The organism is Arcicella gelida, from assembly GCF_034931025.1.
GTDB lineage: Bacteria > Bacteroidota > Bacteroidia > Cytophagales > Spirosomataceae > Arcicella > Arcicella gelida.
Map to the genome: position 1 here is coordinate 56,878 of NZ_JAYGIL010000002.1, position 20,551 is coordinate 77,428.

Sequence of the window (20,551 nt, forward strand, 5' to 3'; positions counted from 1 at the left end):
TTATCTTGGAAATACTTTTTCTGAAATTTACCGCAAAAGTACGAAAAATCATTTGCTTAAACAGCACTCAACATACGATTTTTCGAACAATAAATAATTACAACCAAATCACCAAAACAAAATACAATATTTTATTGGTAAATCACCTTTTTGGCTGAAAGTAAAGTATTTTTCATCAACGAAACGATAGTCATTGGACCAACTCCTTTAGGAACTGGCGTGATGAAAGAACACTTCGGAGCTACCTCATCAAATTTCACATCTCCCTTCAAAGCAAATCCAGACTTCTTAGTTGGGTCTTCTACTCTAGTCAAACCTACATCTATTACTACTGCACCTTCTTTTACATATTCAGCCGTGATAAACTCTGCACGACCCAAAGCTGCAATTAAAATATCGGCACTAGCACAAACAGCTGGTAAATCTTTAGTTTTTGAATGTGTAAGCGTTACTGTACAGTTACCAATTTTAGTATTGCGTTGCATCAAAATTGACATCGGTAAGCCTACAATCTGGCTACGTCCCACCACGACACAATGTTTCCCTGAAGTTTCAATATTATAATACGCCAATAAGTCTAATACTCCTTGAGGCGTTGCAGAAATATAAGCAGGAAGACCTTTTGCCATTCTACCAATATTGATTGGATGAAAACCATCAACATCTTTACTTGGTGCAATCGTTTCCATTACTTTATCAGGATTGATATGGTCTGGAAGTGGTAATTGAACAATCAATCCATCCATATCATCATTATCATTTACTTTTTGTACTTCAGCTAATAATTCAGCTTCAGTGATACTTGGGTCGAAACGAAGTAATGTTGAATTAAATCCTAATTCTTGACAAGATTTTACTTTGTTGGCAACATAGGTTTCAGAAGCACCATTATTTCCCACCAAAATGGCTACTAAATGTGGTGTTTTACCACCAGATGCTTTGATTTCAGCTACTTCCAATGCGATTTCTTTCTTGATTTCGTCAGCAACTGCTTTCCCGTCTATAATTTGCATGGTTCTGTTTTTTGTAATTTTGAAGCCACAAAATTACGGCTAGTTTTTGGTTAAGCAAAAGAATTTGGTTTATCTGTACACTACATCTCAATCATTTACTAGAATATCCCACAATTTAGCCAAGCCAACACTGCCTATATATTCAATAAAAGCCATGTTTTTTCTAGTGGCTGTTTCTGGTTTTTTGGGGTCGATAATATAAATAGGTACAAAACCAGCGACATAATTTACCAAGCCAGCCGCAGGATATACTTGTAAAGAAGTCCCTACAACCACAAAAACATCTGCACTTTCAACGATTTCAATGGCATTATGTATTAAAGGAACGTCTTCGTGAAACCAAACAATATGTGGACGAAGCTGAGAACCCTTTTCACATTTATCACCTAAATTGATTGCTTTTGTGCCAATTTCATAGACCAAGCTACTATCAAGCGTTGAACGAGCTTTGGTCAATTCACCATGCAAATGCAATACTTTTTTTGAACCCGCTCTTTCATGAAGATTATCTACATTTTGTGTGATGATTTGAACATCATAATATTTTTCTAAACGAGCCAAAATTTTATGCCCTTCATTTGGTTCTACATGATCTAATTTAGCTCTTCGTTCGTTATAAAAACGCAATACAAGTTCAGGATTTTTCTTAAAGCCTTCAGGAGTAGCCACATCTTCAATGGCATGATTTTCCCAAAGCCCATCCGATGCTCTGAAAGTAGGAATGCCACTTTCTGCTGAAATACCAGCACCAGTTAATACAACTAATTTCTTTTGGGTAGATTTCATCTTAGATTTTAAATTTAATTTTCAAATCAAAAAACATGAGTCATCCCGAATTTTCTCCTAAAATAGCGAGTTTAGAAGATTTAAAAGCTTTTTGGATTTGTTCTAGTCCTTACTTTTTGTCTTGATACAAAAAGTAACAAAAAAATCAAGACTTCCTAAACTCGCTTCGCTCAAACAGTAGGAATTCGTTACCCATCAATCACAAAAAAGCGGTCGAAATTAGTTTTTCGACCGCTTTTTTGTGATTTTAAAATTCGGGATAACTCATGTTTCTTAATAATTATATAAACTATAATTGTTTCAATGAACTGAGTTATCTAAATAATGATAATTCAAAATTCAAAACTCATATTTATTTCTTCTTTCCTCTCGCAGAAGGAGCTGGGGCTTCCTCTCCTAGTTTGATACAATCCTCTAATGTTAAATCTTCAGGTTTTGTATCTTTTGGAATTTTGATATTTCGTTTACCAATCTGAATATATGGTCCATACATTCCATTAACTACTTTTATAGAATCATTTTCAGGGAATTCTTTCAAATACTTATTGGCTTCACTATCACGTTTCTTGATAATAATCTCAATCGCTCTTTCTCCAGTAATGGTATCAATATTTTCGCCTCTTCCCAACGAATAGAATTTACCATTATGTTTTACATAAGGACCAAATCTACCTTTCCCAGTTGTGATTGGTTCTCCTTCAAAAGTACCGATAGCACTTCCCACATCCGCTTGACGTTTTTCCAAAATCAATTCAATAGCTCTTTCTTCTGAAACAGTAAAAGGATCTTCGTTAGGCGGAAGACTTGTGTATTTATCATCATGACGAATATAAGGACCCATTTTACCAGCACCAATCACCATTGGTTTATCTTCAAAGAAACCAACTTCTCTTGGTAGTTTTGGTAATTCCATCAAAGCCAAAGCCTCTTCTAAAGTAATGGTTGTTACCAATTGGTCTTTTTTTAGATTGAAGTAAACCGGTTTTTCGTCGTCTTTAGTTTTGGCTTCTCCTAATTGAACATAAGGACCAAATTTGCCTAATCTTACAGAAACAGGCTTTCCTGTTTTTGGGTCAATTCCTAAATCACGAGATGAACCTACTGTATTTCTATCAACGTTCTTACTATCTTCTATTGTTTGATGGAAACCTTGATAAAAATTATCAATCATTTTCGACCATTCTACTTTCCCTTTGGCAATTTCATCGAATTCATCTTCCATATCAGCAGTAAATTTAAAATCTACTACTTCCTTGAAATTTTCAACTAAGAAATCATTTACTACCATTCCTACAGAAGTAGGGAAAAGTTTAGCTTTTTCTGTCCCGTAAGTTTCTTTACTTGTCTTTTCAGAAATTTTATTATCTTTCAACACAATCTCTTTGAAACTACGCTCCTTGCCTTCTCTATCTTCTTTTACAACATACTCTCGCTTAATAATCGTTGAAATCGTTGGAGCATAAGTAGAAGGACGACCAACCCCTTTGTCTTCCAAAGCTTTTACCAAACTTGCTTCGGTGTAGCGTGCAGGAGGACGAGAAAAACGTTCTGTTGCTTTTAAAGTATCTAAATTCAGAATTTGACCAATATTTAAAGGAGGCAACATTTTTGAATTATCCTCATCTTCTTCATCGTCTTTACTTTCTAAATATACTTTCAAGAAACCGTCGAATTTAATGACTTCTCCTTGAGCAATTAATTCTTCCGCAGTAGTTGAAATTCCGACAGTAGCCGTAGTTCTTTCCAATTGTGCATCCGACATTTGCGAAGCAATAGCACGTTTCCAAATTAATTCATACAAACGTCTTTCTTTGGCATCACCAACGATAGTACTCTCAGCAAAATCAGTCGGACGAATGGCTTCGTGAGCTTCCTGAGCCGATTCATCTTTGGTTTTATACTGACGGGTTTGTACATAATCAACGCCATACGCATTGGTGATGGCTTCTTTTGCTTTGCCTATTGCTTCATCAGAAAGACTGGTTGAGTCGGTTCTCATGTAAGAAATCTTACCTGCTTCGTACAACTTCTGAGCGTACATCATCGTTGAAGCTACAGAATAGCCTAATTTACGAGAAGCTTCTTGTTGTAACGTAGAGGTGGTAAAAGGAGCCGTTGGAGATTTCTTGGCAGGTTTAGTTTCTAAATTCTTAATCTTGAATTCAGCACCAATACATTTCTCTAAAAATGCTTTCGCCAAAGCTTCTGTTTCAAAGTTTTTAGGTAATTCAGCCTGTAAAACTCTTCCACCTGCTAAGGGAAATAAAGCAACGATTTTGAAAGAAGATTTTGAATCAAAATTTTCAATATCTCTTTCTCTTTCAACCACAATTCTTACTGCTACAGATTGTACTCTACCTGCTGATAAACCTTTTTTTACTTTCGACCAAAGTACTGGTGAAAGTTCAAAGCCAATTAATCTATCCAATACTCTACGAGCCTGCTGTGCATTTACCAAATCCACATCAATCGTTCTTGGGTTTTGAATGGCATTCTGAATTGCCTTTTTCGTGATTTCACGAAAAACAATTCTTTTAGTACTGTCTGCTAGCCCAAGAGCTTCTTTTAAATGCCATGAGATAGATTCACCTTCACGGTCATCATCCGTTGCCAGCCATACTTCATCTGCTGATTTAACGGCTGATTTAAGTTCGTTTACTACTTTTATCTTTTCTGGAGAGATAATATAAGTAGGTTTGAAACCATTTTTTATGTCGATGGCATCATTTTCTTTAGGTAAGTCTCGGACATGACCAAATGAAGATTTTACGGTAAAATCTTTTCCTAAATATCCCTCAATGGTCTTTGCCTTTGCTGGAGACTCTACTATTACTAAGTTTTTCGACATTAATTATTTTGATTGGTGGAGTAAACAATCGAAATTATTTACGAAATATTATTCTTTAGGGGCTAAAATCCTTCAATTTTGATGCCCTATTGGGTATAAAATGCCTGATAAGAAAACCACTACCTTTTATATTTTGCCAAATATATAAACTTCATTTCAAAATGTAGTCCATTTTTTTGATTACAGTAATAAATTTGCGGAATTCCATTATTTATTCGAAATGAAAATTCACCAATCGACTACATTAGTTTAACAATTTGTATAAAATAAATTTTAGATAGCTTCAAAATACGTTCTCATCTATATAAACAACAAAAAGCCTGAGTTGTTACTCAGGCTTTTTGTTGTTTATCTGTTATGCTATTATTTCACCAACTTTAGGTGTGATGGAGAAAATTTAGTCAAATTGATACCTTCAACTGCTTTCACATATTCTTCGATAGTTGGAGTTCTACCAAGAACTGTAGAAAGAACTACCACTGGTGTTGATGAAAGTAAAGATTCACCTTTTTTAGCATCTGTATCTTCTACTACACGTCCTTGAAACAAACGTGTAGATGTTGCCATTACTGTATCACCTTTAGCAGCTTTTTCTTGGTTACCCATACATAGGTTACAACCAGGACGCTCTAAGTATAACATTTTTTCGTAAGATGTACGTGCCGCTGCTTTAGGAGCATTGTCATCGAATTCGAAACCAGAGTATTTTTGTAATACTTCCCAGTCGCCTTCTGCTTTTAATTCATCTACGATATTGTAAGTTGGCGGAGCAACAACAAGTGGTGCTTGGAATTCAACTTTACCATTTTGAGCTTCAATGTTTTTCAACATTTGAGCCAAAATTTTCATATCGCCTTTGTGAACCATACAAGAACCAATAAAACCAAGGTCAACTTTTTTGTCGCCTCCGTAGTAAGATAATGGTCTGATTGTATCGTGGGTATATCTTTTAGAAACATCTGCATTGTTTACATCTGGATCAGCAATCATTGGTTCAGCGATTAGGTCTAAGTCAACAACTACCTCAGCATAATATTTTGCATTAGCATCTGGTCTAAGTGCTGGCTTTTCACCAGATTGAATTTCTGCAATTCTTTTGTTTGCTTTATCAATCAATCCTTGAAGCACTTGGTTTTTGTTGTCCATGCCCTTATCAATCATAATCTGGATTCTGCTTTTGGCAATCTCCAATGACTCGATTAAAGTAGCATCTTCAGAAATACAGATAGAAGCTTTTGCTTTCATCTCCGCAGACCAGTCTGTAAATGTAAAGGCTTGGTCGGCAGTAAGTGTACCAATATGAACCTCAATAATTCTACCTTGGAACACGTTTTCTCCACCAAATTGTTGAAGCATTTGAGATTGCGTAGCATGAACTACATCACGGAAGTCCATGTATTCTTTCATGTTACCTTTAAAAGTAACTTTTACAGAATCAGGAATTGGCATAGAAGCCTCTCCAGTAGCAAGAGCCAAAGCAACTGTACCAGAGTCAGCACCAAAAGCAACACCTTTAGACATACGAGTATGCGAGTCACCACCGATGATAATTGCCCAATCGTCAACCGTAATATCATTCAATACTTTGTGAATTACGTCGGTCATTGAGTGATACACACCTTTAGGATCACGAGCCGTAATTAAACCAAACTCGTTCATGAATTTCATCAATTTAGGAATGTTAGCTTGTGCTTTTTTATCCCAAACTGAAGCTGTGTGACAACCTGATTGATAAGCACCGTCAACCGTAGTAGAAATGGTTGTAGCAGCCATCGACTCTAATTCTTGGGCTGTCATCAAACCAGTAGTATCTTGCGAACCTACGATATTTACTAATACACGAACGTCAGAACCTGCATGTAAAACTTTGCCTGGCGTAGCACCTACTGCGTTTTTATTGAAGATTTTTTCAACCGCCGTCAATCCTTGTCCCTCGATTGAAACTTCTTTTGAAGGAGCAAATACTGGAGCAATCGCAATTCCTAACAACTGAGAAGCGAAAGTCTGGATTTTTTTACCAAATACGATAGCATAAGAACCACCAGCTTTGATAAATTCCAATTTTTGAGGAGTGAAAGCTTTAGAAATATCAATCAACTCTTGCTCACCATTGTATAATTTTTTCGTTTTTGTATTAATCGTAAGTACAGTACCTGTTGCTACAGAATAAGTTTGCTCAAGTATAGGTTCGTTATTTTCATCACGAATTACGTTACCGTCTGCATCAACTTTTTTAACCCAGTTTTTAAGGTCAATTCCGATACCTCCAGTTACATCAACTGTTGTAAGGAAAATTGGAGAAATACCATTTGTACCACCTACAATTGGAGCAAAGTTCACAAAAGGAATGTAAGGACTTGCTTGCTTACCTGTCCAAAGTGCCACGTTATTTACGCCTGACATTCTTGAAGAACCTACGCCCATTGTTCCTTTCTCAGCAATTAACATCACAGATTTATCTGGGTGTTGAGCTTTCAAAGCTTCGATTTCAGCTTGAGCAGCTGGAGAAATCATACATTTTCCGTGCAATTCACGGTCAGAACGTGAGTGAGCTTGATTTCCTGGAGAAAGTAAATCTGTTGAAATATCACCTTCACCAGCGATAAAGGTAACTACTTTAATTTCTTCTGGTATTTCTGGAAGTTTTGTAAAAAACTCTGCTTTAGCATAGCTCTCGATAATGTCTTTAGCTGTTGCATTACCGATTTCAAAAGCACCTTTCAGACGTTTCAAATCGGCATCGTATAAGTAAACTTGCGTTTTCAATACATCACCAGCTTGTTTTGCAATGGCAGCATCATCGCCCAAAGCCAAATCTAATAATACTTCAATTGAAGAGCCACCTTTCATGTGTGACAATAACTCAAAAGCAAAATCAGGCGTTATTTCTTCTACAACAGACTGACCAAGTATAATCTCTTTTAAAAATTTAGCCTTCACACCAGCTGCAGGAGTAGTTCCTGGCAAAGTATTATAAATGAAAAACTGAAGTGAATCAGCACGGTGTTCGTTGCCTAAAACTTTAATTTGTTCAATGATTTCACTTACCAATTCAGCACTATCAATTGGCTTAGGATGAAGTCCTTGTGTTTTTCTTTCCTCGATTTCTTTAAGGTAATCGTTATAAAAGTTCATATTGAATTATTTACAGTTATTATAGTATTTATCCTTGAATGTATTTTATATTGTAAGACTTCTTGTGAGAATCAAAATAGCGTTTTTCTATGAAGAAGTTGTACCACAAATTTATAAAAAGCAAGTTCGATTTAAAAATTTTTTATTGAATAGGCTTTTTTGACATATATTTTCTTTGTTTTATGTTATTTTTATATGTTTTATTCGATACTTGAGACAAGTAGCATGAGTTTTATCTTAAATTCAAATCAACAAAAAAACTTACTGCCTTAAAGTTACCATTTTTGCTCTTGCGAGAATGACCAGAGCCTGCAAAGAACTTAAAATAATTGAAAATTGTTGTTAAAACATATACATATCAATAGAAAATAGTAATTAGATTATATAAGATTTAAGTATTCATATCTATTTCGTTCATGGTTTATGAATAAAGTTTCTGAAAATCAATTTATAAATTTGTATTTTTCTTTTAAACTCATAAACTTGTACTCATCAACTATTATTCTTTAATTCTTAAAATTTTAAGTACTCAAAAAAAACATATTATGGCTTTTGACATTGAAATGATTAAAGCAGTTTACGAACGTATGCCAGCTCGTGTTGAAGCAGCTCGTAAACTTGTTGGCAGACCGCTTACCCTAACCGAGAAAATCCTTTATTCTCATTTGTGGGAAGGGACTCCTACAAGCACTTTTGAAAGAGGAAAGTCTTATGTTGACTTCGCACCAGATCGTGTAGCGATGCAAGATGCCACTGCACAAATGGCTCTTTTACAATTTATGCAGGCTGGTCGCCCGAAAGTAGCTGTACCTTCTACCGTTCACTGCGATCACTTAATTGAAGCAAAAGTAGAATCAAAAACTGACCTTTCTGTTGCAGTTAATAAAAATAAAGAAGTTTATGACTTCCTTTCTTCTGTTTCCGATAAATATGGTTTAGGTTTCTGGAAGCCCGGTGCAGGTATTATTCACCAAGTGGTGTTAGAAAATTACGCTTTCCCAGGCGGTATGATGATTGGTACTGACTCTCACACAGTAAATGCTGGTGGTTTAGGCATGATTGCCATTGGTGTTGGTGGAGCTGACGCTTGCGACGTAATGGCTGGTTTAGCTTGGGAATTGAAATTCCCTAAACTTATTGGTGTAAAATTAACTGGTAAATTAAACGGTTGGACTTCTGCAAAAGATGTAATCCTAAAAGTAGCAGGTATTCTTACGGTAAAAGGTGGAACTGGTGCTGTGGTAGAATATTTTGGCGAAGGCGTTACTTCAATGTCGTGTACAGGTAAGGGTACAATAGCCAACATGGGGGCTGAAATTGGTGCAACCACTTCAACTTTTGGTTACGATGAATCAATGGCTCGCTACTTGTCTTCTACTGGTCGTGCAGATGTAGCTGCTTTAGCTGATACCATCAAAGAACATTTGACTGCTGACCCAGAAGTTTATGCTGACCCAGCTACCTATTTCGACCAAGTAATTGAAATAGATTTAGATACTTTAGAACCACACTTGAATGGTCCTTTCACGCCAGATTTAGCAACTCCTATTTCTCAAATGAAAGCATTAGCCGAGAAAAACGGCTGGCCAACTAAAGTAGAAGTAGGTTTGATTGGTTCTTGTACAAACTCATCTTACGAAGATATTTCTCGTGCAGCCTCATTAGCGAGACAAGTAGCGGCAAAAGGCTTAAAAACGAAAGCAGAATACACAATCACACCAGGTTCTGAACAAGTACGTTATACAATAGAACGAGATGGTTTTATTGATACTTTCGAGAGCATTGGCGGCAAAGTATTCTCGAATGCTTGTGGTCCTTGTATTGGTCAGTGGGCTCGTCCGGGTGCTGAGAAAGGTGAGAAAAACACTATCGTACATTCTTTCAACCGTAACTTTGCTAAACGTGCCGACGGAAACCCCAATACCTATGCTTTCGTAGGTTCTCCTGAATTAGTAACGGCTTTGGCGATTGCAGGCGATTTAACTTTCAATCCTTTAACAGATTATTTGACTAACGAAGCTGGCGAGCAAGTAAAATTAGACGCTCCGACGGGTGATGAATTACCAACAAAAGGATTTGCCGTAGAAGATGCTGGTTATCAAGCTCCTGCTGAAGATGGTTCTTCGGTAGAAGTAAAAGTTTCTCCAACTTCTGACCGTCTTCAATTATTAGACCCATTCTCTCCTTGGGAAGGTACGGACTTAAAAGGTTTGAAATTATTAATTAAAGCCAAAGGAAAATGTACCACCGACCATATCTCAATGGCTGGCCCTTGGTTGAAATACCGTGGTCACTTAGATAATATTTCTAACAATATGTTGATTGGTGCGTTGAATTACTTCAACGAGAAAACAGACAATGTAAAGAACCAATTAATCGGTGAATACGGTCCAGTTCCCGCTACACAACGTGCTTATAAAGCAGCAGGTATCGGAACAATCGTAGTAGGTGATTCAAACTATGGTGAAGGTTCATCTCGTGAACACGCAGCCATGGAACCTCGTCACTTAGGAGTTCGTGTAGTATTAGTAAAATCTTTTGCTCGTATTCATGAAACTAACTTGAAGAAACAAGGGATGTTAGCGATTACTTTTGCCAATGAAGCAGATTATGATTTAATCCAAGAAGACGATACTATCGATATCATTGGTTTAACAACTTTTGCTCCGGGTGTTCAATTGCAAGTAGTGTTAAACCATGCCGATGGTTCAAGTGATACCATTGCAGTAAATCACTCTTACAACGACCAACAAATTGAATGGTTTAAAGCGGGTGGTGCATTGAATATTATTCGTGCCAATGTAGGGAAGTAAATATTACATCAATATGCAAAACAGCCTTCAGCAATTTACTTGTTGAAGGCTGTTTTTGTTTTAATTAATTTTGTAACGACATCTTTTCAATAAATTCTTTTTCTCCAATTATTTGAACATTATATCCTTCTAACGCCAGTTGCTCGGCTTTTTGAATTTTCGATGATTTAGTTCTATTAACATCATACTGACCAACTACAAGATATTTTGTTCTACTGCTGATAAATTGAGCAGGAAACCCTCCTATTCTTTTCACTAAAGCCTCAGCTTCTTTTCTGACAAAATACTCTAATGTTCCTGTAAAAACAACTTCTTTCTTTCTAAAAGGATTATTTAAGCCTTCATTGATAATTCCTTCGAAAACTTTCTTGACAGTCTTTTCCCTTGACGAACGTTTAATTTGTAGCCTACTAGATTTATAATATTGAATTTCCTGAATACTTGATAAAGAAAGTACGTTTAGCACTTTAAGCACCAATTGAGCACACGCTTCAGCATCGGCTAAAGCATCATGATGGTTAAAGCTGTAATTATCAAGTTTAGATTTCACTAAAGTACTTAAACCATAACCTCTTTCATTGTGCCAAGCCATTCTGGATAAAGCAATCGAACACATTTTAGTAAACTTTATTGGCTTAATATTATAATGCAAGCAAACACTATTTAACACTCCAAAATCAAAACTAGCATTATGAGCAATTACTACTTGGTTTTCCAAATATGGCTTTAGTTCATCCCATATTTCATCAAAAGTAGGTTTTTCTACCAAATCCATTAATTCAATTTTATGAACCTTATTTTGATAAAAGCCCATTTCAAAAGGCGTTGGTTTTATTAACCATTCTCTTCTTTCAACAATTACGCCACTCTCCACTTTCACAAGTCCCAAAGCACAAGCACTACTTTGAGCGTTATTAGCAGTTTCAAAATCTATTGCAACAAAATTCATTTTATGGTATTTATAATTATGGATAGGTCTAATGATTTTAAACAGGACTAATTTACTAATTAAAACATAAAAAGCCTTTTTATAATTGTATAATCACAAAACTATCAATTTTCGAAACTATACTCGTTCGATGAGTCTAGAAATATTGATGCTGAACAAAAATATTTTGAGTATTTATTGAGGTTTTTTAGAAAGAAATAGTTATTTAAATTAAAAATCAATTTATAGTTTACGAGTTTAGGAAAACTTGAGACTACGTATCTCAACAACAAGTAAAAAGAGTAAAAAGCCCTCAAATATTATCTGAGGGCTTTCTTATAACAAAACAAAACCACAAGAAACCAAACTTGTGGTTCGCAAAGATATTGAATATTTCTTACAAAAGCCGTTAGCAAATTGTTGCTAATAAAAAATTGGGATAAGAAACAATATTGCATCCTATAAAATATAAAAAGTTGCCCGCCATAAGCAGACAACTTTCCTTCTGAAACAAAACCACAAGAACCATTACTTGTGGTAAAGTTTTAATATTTTATGCTTCTGCTAGGAATTCATCGTGTTGAGAAATATCCAAGCCTACTCTTTCTTCTTCTTCAGTTACACGTAATGGAATAATTTTATCAGTAACGAATAATAAGAAATATGAAAGACCAAATGCGAAAGCTGAAACAACTACGAGAGCTACTAAGTGTTTGATAAATAAAGCTGGGTCACCAGTAATAAACAAACCTTGCTCAGTATCAACTACAGCTCCGTTAACAGCTTTGGAAGCAAACAAACCTGTCATTACCATACCTACCATACCACCTACACCATGGCAAGGGAATACATCTAAAGTATCATCTAATTTAGAATTTGCTCTCCAGTGTGCTGCAATATTTGAAATGATTGCTGCAATAGTACCGATAGTAATAGCCGCTGTTACAGAAACAAACCCAGAAGCAGGAGTAATAGCTACTAAACCTACAACCGCACCAATACTGAAACCTAAAGCAGATACTTTACGTCCACGAGTTACATCAAATAAAATCCAAGAAAGACCTGCTGAAGCTGCCGCTACGTGAGTAGTTGCGAAAGCAGAAACTGCTAATGGACTAGCACCTACTGCTGAACCAGCATTGAAACCAAACCAACCGAACCAAAGTAAACCAGTACCTAACAATACATAAGGAATGTTTGCTGGAGGAAGAATATTAGCTTCAACGTGTGATTTACGACGTTTCAAGTATAATGCACCTGCTAAAGCAGCCCAACCTGCACTCATGTGTACAACAGTACCACCAGCGAAGTCAAGAACACCATATTTGAACAACCAACCTTCTGGATGCCAAGTCCAGTGTGCTAATGGAGCATAAACTACTACACAGAAAAGCACCATAAACAATACAAATGCACGGAAATTAATACGTTCTGCTAAAGCACCAGAAATAAGTGCTGGTGTAATTACAGCGAACTTCATTTGGAAAAATGCAAACAATGCAAATGGAATTGTTGCTGCTAATGGCCAAGGCTTACCATCAAATACTCCTTGGAACATGAAGAAAGTAGTTGGGTTACCAACAAAACCGCCGATAGTATCACCGAAAGCTAAACTGAAACCAAATACTACCCAAATTACAGTAATCACACCCATTGCAATGAATGATTGCAACATAGTAGAAATTACGTTTTTGTGGTTAACCATACCTCCGTAGAAATACGCCAAACCAGGTGTCATCAATAATACTAAACCAGAAGATACTAGCATCCAAGCAGTATCACCTGTATCAATGCCTTCTGTTACTGCAGCACCCGGAGCAGGAACAAAAGCCGCTGCAATAGCGATAATAAGCAAAATAAGAATTGGAATAAATGTTGGTTTTTGTGTCATTGTGATTAGTGTTTTAGGGGTTTATTATGGAATTGTTTACAGAAACTAAACTACTCATAATCAGCTATGATATAGCCGATTATGAGTAAAATTATCATTAAAACTTATAAATCATTGCCCAAGTAAAGGTAGATTGAGATTTTGTTTTAACACCATCTCCATCAGTAAAGAAGTTTTTATCAAATGAATCAACTCTGAATTCAGGCTTTAACAATAAATGACCATCTGCTACTGTGAAAGATGGAGTAATAGTGAACGAGTTAACTGTTACACCGTTTCCATCATAGTCAATAAGAGCAGTAACTCCATTTGTATTAGAGAAAGATTCATATCTAGCACCTAAGCTGAATGTACTTGTAAAATCATATTTTGGATATACTGCGAATCCTCCCCAAGTTTTACCATCGCCAGTAGCATAGTTTTGTTTACCAGTTGCAGCGTTTAAGCCTAATAAGAATTTCTCAGTTACTTGATAAGTAGTTGTTAAATCTAACAAATTGTATGTTCCAGCATCTGTAGTACCAGTAGTAGCATCTTTGGTATTACGATTAGCAGTGATTCCGTTTACATATACGTTCCATCCGCTAACTGGTTGAACAAATACTTGAGCAATTAAACCTGGTTTCTCGTTATTACTATAAAGTTGGTCAACACCATTTACGATACCGCCCATTAAAGCAAATTTATCAGAAACTGCATAAGCTGCCTTCACACCAACGTGGTAGAATGGGCCATTGTTGAATAAGTTAGAAAGCGAGTAGTGATAGTTTACTGGAGCATCAATTACTTCATAACCGATGTGAGTACCAAATTGACCAGCTGTCAATGTTAATTTATCTGTAGCCTTCCAGTTGAAATAAGCTTGTTTGATAACTAAAGAAGAACCATTCCCTAATGGTCCCAATGCGTTACCATAGTTACCTAAGTCAGCGTTTGGACCGAATGCCAAGTCAACAACTACATCAGATTTAGCAGTAGCATATCCAATTTTAGTTTGAACAAGACCTAATGAAAAACCAGTTTTTTGGTCAAATGCTCTAGCTGTCCCAGATGCACCTGTGTTCTTCATATCTCTAGGATTATTGAAGTTCGCTAAGTAGTAAGAATCAATGTATCCAGAGAAAGTAAACTTACCTTTGTCTTCCTCTTTATCTTGAGAAAATGCAGGAACTGCTAAAAACAAAGAAAATAACGTGATTAAGGTTTTTTTCATAATAATCTTTGGTTGAATGTTTAAATATTAATGCTTGATTACAGTGCAAATATTATAGGTAATATTTACTATTCCAAATTTTATGTGCAAATTTTTAACCTATTTTGGGCTTTTTTTCAAAAAATAGTACAAAACAGGCATAATTTAAACCATATATCTCGAAATAAAGTCAATATTTTCAAACAACAAGTTCATTTTTAACATATTCTGAAATATCGACCAAAAACCAAATATTCTTAAAGTAAAATACCCAGAAAAAATATAATTTTTCCAATAAAAAAGCCCTGACTTATTGCTAAATCAGGGCTTTCGAATAAATTAAAATCTAACTATTCAGCGTGCAACCATGCCTTTTTTGCATAAAGCGTTTCTTCATCTTCTTCATGGTCTGGATCAGGAACGCAACAATCTACTGGACAAACCGCAGCACATTGAGGCTCTTCATGGAATCCCATACATTCAGTACATTTATCTGAAACGATGTAATAAAATTCATCTGAAATGGGAGTCATTGGGTCTTTCCCTCCAATAACTGAACCGTCTTCTAACTCAACGTCCACTAATTTGGTTCCTCCAGCCCAAGTCCATTCAACACCACCTTCATAAATTGCTGTATTAGGGCATTCTGGCTCGCAAGCACCGCAGTTGATGCATTCTTCGGTTATGATAATTGCCATAAAAACTTCGTTTTAATTGTATATGCTTTCTTAAAATTGATTTAATACCTCTGTCAGAATCCAAAACATTGAATTTCCTTAAATCATTCACAAAATTAACAGTTAAACCTTGAATAGCCTATAAAGTTTAAAGACTATTGAAAAAAATATTTCAAAGGATTTCTGTAAATTTGTAAAAAAAGTACAAAAATGGATTTACAAGCAAGAATTGACGCATTCGTAAGCTTAGGAGATTTTCTAAGAAACGAAGACAATCAATCAGTAATTGAGGAATGGGCAGATAGAGCTTCGCATCAAAACAATTGGTTTACACTAGAAAATACCAAAAAATCTATTCAATCAATTGCTGATTATTATTTGAATAGGAATTTGTTGGAAAGTTGGGCAGGTTTATATGAAATCCCAGACAGACCACAAATTATTAAAAGTATTGGTGTGATAATGGCTGGAAACATTCCAGCAGTTGGATTTCATGATTTGTTGACTGTTGTTATTTCAGGGCATGAATGTGTAGCTAAGGTAAGTTCACAGGACTCTGTTTTAATGTTGGCTTTGATTGAAAAATTACTTGAAATCAATCCAGCTTTAGGAATTAGAATTAGCGATAAAATGAACGAAGTTGATGCATTAATTGCTACTGGTTCTGATAATTCAGCTCGTTATTTTGAATATTACTTCAGGAATAAGCCACATATCATTCGTCAAAATAGAAGTTCTGTAGCAATATTAAATAGTAAAGAAATCGAGGAAGATTTTTTTAATCTTGGTAAAGACATTACTGATTATTATGGCTTAGGTTGTAGAAATATTTCTAAATTTTACGTTCCACAAGAATACGATTTCGTAAATTTCTATGATAGTATTGAATCGCTTGGTGATATTTTCTATCATAATAAGTATAAAAATAATTACGACTATAATAAATCTATTTATTTAGTCAACCAAGTACATCATTACGACAATGGTTTTTTGATTCTAACAGAAAATGATTCTCTAGTATCACCAATTTCAGTGATTTTCTATGAAACGTATCAGAGTGAAGAGGATTTAAAACAAAAAATTACAGCTAAAACAGACAAAATTCAGTGTATTGTTTCAAAAGAAGCTTGGTTTGAGGGAAGTATTCCTTTCGGAGAAACACAAAAACCCAAACTTTGGGATTATGCAGATGGAGTTGATACGATGTTGTTCTTATTATCCCTGAATGATTAAACAAAAAGCGTACTCATTTCAAAATCAATGAGTACGCTTTTTATTTTTACTCTGCTCTGATTAATGTTACAGTTTTTCCAAAAATTGGATTCCCCAAAAAGCCTCTTACATCTAACGTATTTTTATTTTTCAGTGATAATTTGCCAGAAACAGTTCTTCCCGATCTTACATCATAAATTTCGCCTTTCGCCCAACTGTTTTTTCCTTCAAAAACAAATCTGTTAAAAATTGACAAACCTAAAACTGCTCTTGAACGAAGTTTTTCTTCTGGATTTTTTTCATCTACAATAGCTTTCCCATTTACAAGAGGAGATTTTAGCCATACAATTTTGCCAAAATACAGATTATCGTGTTTGAAAATTTGAATTTTAGATGCTTTATCCTGCGTAAACCACATTCCTACTATTTCTTCTGAACCGTCATTACTTTTAAAGGAACACAACAAAAAAAGTAAAGGCAATAACTTATGAAACTTCATGAACATTTTTAGATAAATAGAATTGGTAAATTTTAAAAGAAATAAATGCCGACAAAACGCCTACTCCAGCCCCAGACAATACATCAAGCGGGTAATGAACACCAACATAAATACGACTATACGAAACAATTATTGCCCATACAAAAAGATATTTAACCCAAGTATATTCTTTCCCTACTAATAATAAAAGGCTCATTGCCAAAGTAAAAGAATTGGCAGCATGTGATGAACAAAAGCCAAATTGTCCGCCACAATTGCCTACAACATGTACTAAATGTTGAATGGCTGGTTCATGACAAGGACGAAGCCTTTCTACAAGCGGTTTAAAAAATGATGAACAAATCTGATCTGCCAACGCTACGCTTACAATGATAGTAAGTAACATGGGCAAAGATTGTTTTTTGTATCGCCAAATAATTAAACTAATAATGGCTAAATAAAGCGGAATCCAAGAATTTCGTCCTGAAATCCAAGCCATTATTGGGTCGAAAGTATTGTTATGTAAAGCATTAAGCCATAAAAATACTTCTGTGTCAAGTTGATTCATCTGAATTATTTTATGACTTTAAAAATTCATTTTTTCACGAACTCTTTCCATCGTAGCTTTAGCAATTATTGTTGCTTTGGCTTCTCCTTCTTGCAATTTTTGTTCTAATTCAGGAATATTGTTCATATAATAATTAAACAATTCTCTTTCTTTGGCAAATTCACGTACTAATACTTGATGCAAAGCTTGTTTTGCATGTCCGTAACCGTAACCGCCAGCTAAGTAATTTGCTTTCATTTCTTCAATTTCATCATTGGTCGCTACCAAAGAGTAAAGCTTGAAAACATTATCTGTTTCAGGATTTTTAGGTTCTTCTAGTGGAGTAGCATCAGTAACAATCTTCTTCACAGATTTTAGCAATTCTTTTTCATCTAAGAAAATATCAATGTAATTTCCATAAGATTTCGACATTTTTTGTCCATCCGTTCCAGGTATCACCATTACTGTTTCATCAATTTTCGCTTCAGGAATTACCAGCGTATTTTCGCCATATTGATTATTGAAAGCTCCGCCCAAATCTCTTGTCATTTCAAGATGTTGACGTTGGTCACGACCTACTGGAACCAAATGAGCATCATAAAGCATTATATCAGCAGCTTGTAAAACTGGATAAGTAAATAAACCTGCGTTTACATTGGCTAATTTTTCAGATTTTTCTTTGAAACTATGTCCATTTGCCAACATCGGAAATGGTGTAAAACAGCTTAAATACCACATTAATTCTGTATGATAACCTGCTAATTTTGATTGACGATAGAAAAAATTCTTATCAGCATCAAAACCGCAAGCTAACCAAGCTGCCGCAATTGCATAAGTATTTTCACGAAGTTGCTTACCATCTTTTAATGAAGTAAGCGTATGCAAATCAGCAATGAATAAAAAAGATTCGTTGGCTGGATTTTTTGATAATTCGATGGCTGGACGAATGGCACCCAGAACATTCCCTAAATGTGGTCTGCCTGATGCTTGTATGCCTGTTAGAATTCGCATTTTAAAAAGGGTATAATCGTAAACTGTTTTGTGTAATTATTGTTATTATTCTACAAAATTGATTAAAATCCACGAATCCATCAAATCAAGCTTACTCGATTTGATGGAAATCATGAATTAAGTATTTTTATTGGTCTAAATTATTATTTCAACGCTTTTAAATTACAAACAATGTCTGTTCCTTCTTCCACTTTCGATTACCTGAATCAACTTAAAGAAAACAATACTCGTGAATGGTTTCATGCCAACAAAAAAACTTATGATGGCGTAAAAGCCAATTTCGAAGTTACCATTAAAGAATTGATTGGTTCAATTGCAGCTTTTGAAGATATGACTGGCGTTGAAGTAAAAGACTGCAATTACAGAATAGCAAGAGACGTTCGTTTTACTAAAGATAAAGCACCTTATAAAACGTGGCTATCTGCTAGTTTTTCAGCAGGTGGAAGAAAATCTGGCAAAATGGATTATTATCTGCATATCGAAGACAATAAATCTTTTCTTGGCGGTGGAATGTACTCGCCTACTCCAGAACAATTAGCAAAACTTCGACAAGAAATTGATTATAATGCTCAGGAATTAAAATCAATTATTTATAACCCTGAATTTGTAAAAGTATTTGGAGAAGCAGAAGGAGAATCTGTAAAATCTGCCCCAAAAGGTTATTCAAAAGAACATCCAGAAATTGAATTACTTCGCAAAAAGCAATTATTCTTTTGGCATCAGTTTTCAAATGAAGAAGTAAGTGCTGATAATTTTGTTCAAAAAGTCACTGAAGTATGTTTTACCTTAAAACCTTACTTAGACTTTTTGAACTATGTTTTCTTTGATGACCAAGAACCTGAAATAAAATTATAGTTTACAGAATTGAGGCTAATATGTTGTTTGTAGATTTATTCGGCTTCTTCAAAACATATTCTGCCATCACAGGAAAATGGTCTGACATATTAATATCAGACATCGTATAACAAGATTGTACTTGCCATTCTGAACTAAAGAATTGTTGGTCTATTCTTACACAATATGGTTGTCTGTTTAATGTAAAGCCCAGACCTTTTCCTACTTCTTCAAAGGCATTTTTAAAGCTTAAACTTAATTTTCCATAAGCATATCCAAAAGGTGTTTCATTAAAATCTCCACAAATAATTACTGGATATTTACTTCCTGACACATACGATTCTATTTCTTTCAATTGGTCGTTACGATATTCAAAACCTTCTTTCATTTTTTGGAAAGTATCCACAATTTCAAATGCAAATTGTTTGAATTCTCCATTTTTCAAAGCGTCGATACTTTGGTTAATCCTCACTCCCATCGACCATAAATGTGCATTTACAACTCTTACTGTATCATTTCCATAAGCGATGTCTGCACAAATAAATCCATTGATTTTAGGGCCATAAGCTTTATCCCAAATTTTACTGTACTGATTCACAATTGGATATTGCGAAAACAAAGCCAAACCAACAGAACGACATTCATCAAATTCCGTTAATTTTTCAATTTTATTTTTGAACTGAATCTCAACATTCTGATTAGGAGAATACTCTTGAAAACAAGCAATATCAGATTTCAAAACTGCCCATTTATTATTCCCTTCATTATTTTCGGCAAAACATTCTCCGTTAAAACTTAGTACTTTCAGGGTGTTTAATGAAGTAATTTGTTCGGTATTTTGATTAATTCCAACCAAACGTTTGATAATTGGAAAAGCCAGCAGCACCCAAATAAACCCAATTGTTGCTACCATTTTCTGATTTTTATACAACAAATAGCTACTTCCGCCCAAACCAAAAATAATAGCTAATGGTAAACTCATCATGATGAAACCAGTTACCCAATGGTCAAAAATCGGATAATGACAAAACGCCATCGTAATAAACAAGTACAGCAATGATGTATAAGCAATTGGAAATTCGCTGAATTTGTGGTAAGCAATTCGTAGCCAGTCGATAACCATTGAAAAAATAAGACTTGGCAACACGAAAAGTATTTGGAAGAATCTGATGTATAATATCATGGT

The 20,551-nt window shown here is 35.0% G+C and carries 15 protein-coding genes; 3 read left to right on the top strand and 12 right to left on the bottom strand.

Annotated elements, in window-relative coordinates:
* Positions 1–131 precede the first annotated feature (131 nt).
* The 4 genes from VB776_RS00285 to VB776_RS00300 all read right to left on the bottom strand — a co-directional run bounded on the left by VB776_RS00285 (position 132) and on the right by VB776_RS00300 (position 7,782).
* Entirely contained in the window at positions 132–1,013 is an 882-nt protein-coding gene (locus VB776_RS00285) for a bifunctional 5,10-methylenetetrahydrofolate dehydrogenase/5,10-methenyltetrahydrofolate cyclohydrolase (protein ID WP_184137723.1), read from the bottom strand.
* 87 nt (positions 1,014–1,100) lie between these two features.
* Positions 1,101–1,799 carry an SIR2 family NAD-dependent protein deacylase gene (locus tag VB776_RS00290; RefSeq protein ID WP_323324869.1) on the bottom strand — a complete coding sequence of 233 codons (699 nt, stop codon included), beginning with the start codon at positions 1,797–1,799 and terminating at the stop codon, positions 1,101–1,103.
* A gap of 352 nt (positions 1,800–2,151) precedes the next feature.
* The gene (gene topA / locus VB776_RS00295; RefSeq protein WP_323324871.1) at positions 2,152–4,647 is read right to left on the bottom strand and encodes a type I DNA topoisomerase; all 2,496 of its coding nucleotides are present in this window, start codon (positions 4,645–4,647) and stop codon (positions 2,152–2,154) included.
* Positions 4,648–5,010: 363 nt separating this feature from the next.
* Entirely contained in the window at positions 5,011–7,782 is a 2,772-nt protein-coding gene (locus tag VB776_RS00300) for a bifunctional aconitate hydratase 2/2-methylisocitrate dehydratase (RefSeq protein ID WP_323324873.1), read from the bottom strand.
* 545 nt (positions 7,783–8,327) lie between these two features.
* Between VB776_RS00300 and VB776_RS00305 the strand changes: the two genes are divergently transcribed.
* Complete coding sequence (locus VB776_RS00305) at positions 8,328–10,595, top strand: aconitate hydratase (RefSeq protein WP_323324875.1); 2,268 nt, start codon at positions 8,328–8,330, stop codon at positions 10,593–10,595.
* Between the two features lie 64 nt (positions 10,596–10,659).
* On the opposite strand, the gene VB776_RS00310 is transcribed toward VB776_RS00305, so the two are convergent.
* The 4 genes from VB776_RS00310 to VB776_RS00325 form a co-directional block, all read right to left on the bottom strand.
* Positions 10,660–11,544 carry an exonuclease domain-containing protein gene (locus VB776_RS00310; RefSeq protein ID WP_323324877.1) on the bottom strand — a complete coding sequence of 295 codons (885 nt, stop codon included), beginning with the start codon at positions 11,542–11,544 and terminating at the stop codon, positions 10,660–10,662.
* A 532-nt stretch (positions 11,545–12,076) separates the two neighbouring features.
* Positions 12,077–13,414, bottom strand: a complete 1,338-nt coding sequence (locus VB776_RS00315; protein ID WP_323324879.1) for an ammonium transporter — start codon at positions 13,412–13,414, stop codon at positions 12,077–12,079.
* A 97-nt stretch (positions 13,415–13,511) separates the two neighbouring features.
* Positions 13,512–14,627: a porin gene (locus VB776_RS00320; protein ID WP_323324881.1), complete on the bottom strand. Its 1,116-nt coding sequence runs from the start codon at positions 14,625–14,627 to the stop codon at positions 13,512–13,514.
* Between the two features lie 329 nt (positions 14,628–14,956).
* Positions 14,957–15,304, bottom strand: a complete 348-nt coding sequence (locus tag VB776_RS00325; protein WP_184137806.1) for a 4Fe-4S dicluster domain-containing protein — start codon at positions 15,302–15,304, stop codon at positions 14,957–14,959.
* A gap of 189 nt (positions 15,305–15,493) precedes the next feature.
* Between VB776_RS00325 and VB776_RS00330 the strand changes: the two genes are divergently transcribed.
* A complete protein-coding gene (locus VB776_RS00330; protein WP_323324883.1) occupies positions 15,494–16,516 on the top strand; it encodes an acyl-CoA reductase in 1,023 nt (340 codons plus the stop codon).
* 46 nt (positions 16,517–16,562) lie between these two features.
* Here VB776_RS00330 and VB776_RS00335 read toward each other — a convergent pair whose 3' ends face one another.
* The 3 genes from VB776_RS00335 to trpS are packed head-to-tail and all read right to left on the bottom strand — an operon-like array spanning position 16,563 to position 18,531.
* A complete protein-coding gene (locus tag VB776_RS00335) occupies positions 16,563–16,994 on the bottom strand; it encodes a DUF2147 domain-containing protein (protein ID WP_323324885.1) in 432 nt (143 codons plus the stop codon).
* Complete coding sequence (locus VB776_RS00340) at positions 16,981–17,541, bottom strand: phosphatase PAP2 family protein (protein ID WP_323324887.1); 561 nt, start codon at positions 17,539–17,541, stop codon at positions 16,981–16,983. Before VB776_RS00340 ends, VB776_RS00335 begins: the two co-directional genes overlap by 14 nt.
* Positions 17,542–17,559: 18 nt before the next feature.
* Positions 17,560–18,531, bottom strand: coding sequence for a tryptophan--tRNA ligase (gene trpS, locus VB776_RS00345; RefSeq protein ID WP_323324889.1), 972 nt, complete (start codon positions 18,529–18,531; stop codon positions 17,560–17,562).
* A 171-nt stretch (positions 18,532–18,702) separates the two neighbouring features.
* On the opposite strand from trpS, the gene VB776_RS00350 reads away from it, so the two are divergent.
* Positions 18,703–19,386: a DUF2461 domain-containing protein gene (locus tag VB776_RS00350; protein ID WP_323324891.1), complete on the top strand. Its 684-nt coding sequence runs from the start codon at positions 18,703–18,705 to the stop codon at positions 19,384–19,386.
* 1 nt (position 19,387) lies between these two features.
* On the opposite strand, the gene VB776_RS00355 is transcribed toward VB776_RS00350, so the two are convergent.
* Positions 19,388–20,548 (bottom strand): endonuclease/exonuclease/phosphatase family protein, encoded by a 1,161-nt coding sequence (locus VB776_RS00355; RefSeq protein WP_323324893.1) that lies wholly within the window; start codon positions 20,546–20,548, stop codon positions 19,388–19,390.
* Between the last annotated feature and the right edge of the window lie 3 nt (positions 20,549–20,551).

What these genes read in the sequence shown, in the direction of transcription:
- VB776_RS00285 (WP_184137723.1), bottom strand. Translation starts at nt 1,013, where the DNA reads ATGCAAATTATAGACGGGAAAGCAGTTGCTGACGAAATCAAGAAAGAA.
- VB776_RS00290 (WP_323324869.1), bottom strand. Translation starts at nt 1,799, where the DNA reads ATGAAATCTACCCAAAAGAAATTAGTTGTATTAACTGGTGCTGGTATT.
- topA (WP_323324871.1), bottom strand. Translation starts at nt 4,647, where the DNA reads ATGTCGAAAAACTTAGTAATAGTAGAGTCTCCAGCAAAGGCAAAGACC.
- VB776_RS00300 (WP_323324873.1), bottom strand. Translation starts at nt 7,782, where the DNA reads ATGAACTTTTATAACGATTACCTTAAAGAAATCGAGGAAAGAAAAACA.
- VB776_RS00305 (WP_323324875.1), top strand. Translation starts at nt 8,328, where the DNA reads ATGGCTTTTGACATTGAAATGATTAAAGCAGTTTACGAACGTATGCCA.
- VB776_RS00310 (WP_323324877.1), bottom strand. Translation starts at nt 11,544, where the DNA reads ATGAATTTTGTTGCAATAGATTTTGAAACTGCTAATAACGCTCAAAGT.
- VB776_RS00315 (WP_323324879.1), bottom strand. Translation starts at nt 13,414, where the DNA reads ATGACACAAAAACCAACATTTATTCCAATTCTTATTTTGCTTATTATC.
- VB776_RS00320 (WP_323324881.1), bottom strand. Translation starts at nt 14,627, where the DNA reads ATGAAAAAAACCTTAATCACGTTATTTTCTTTGTTTTTAGCAGTTCCT.
- VB776_RS00325 (WP_184137806.1), bottom strand. Translation starts at nt 15,304, where the DNA reads ATGGCAATTATCATAACCGAAGAATGCATCAACTGCGGTGCTTGCGAG.
- VB776_RS00330 (WP_323324883.1), top strand. Translation starts at nt 15,494, where the DNA reads ATGGATTTACAAGCAAGAATTGACGCATTCGTAAGCTTAGGAGATTTT.
- VB776_RS00335 (WP_323324885.1), bottom strand. Translation starts at nt 16,994, where the DNA reads ATGAAGTTTCATAAGTTATTGCCTTTACTTTTTTTGTTGTGTTCCTTT.
- VB776_RS00340 (WP_323324887.1), bottom strand. Translation starts at nt 17,541, where the DNA reads ATGAATCAACTTGACACAGAAGTATTTTTATGGCTTAATGCTTTACAT.
- trpS (WP_323324889.1), bottom strand. Translation starts at nt 18,531, where the DNA reads ATGCGAATTCTAACAGGCATACAAGCATCAGGCAGACCACATTTAGGG.
- VB776_RS00350 (WP_323324891.1), top strand. Translation starts at nt 18,703, where the DNA reads ATGTCTGTTCCTTCTTCCACTTTCGATTACCTGAATCAACTTAAAGAA.
- VB776_RS00355 (WP_323324893.1), bottom strand. Translation starts at nt 20,548, where the DNA reads ATGATATTATACATCAGATTCTTCCAAATACTTTTCGTGTTGCCAAGT.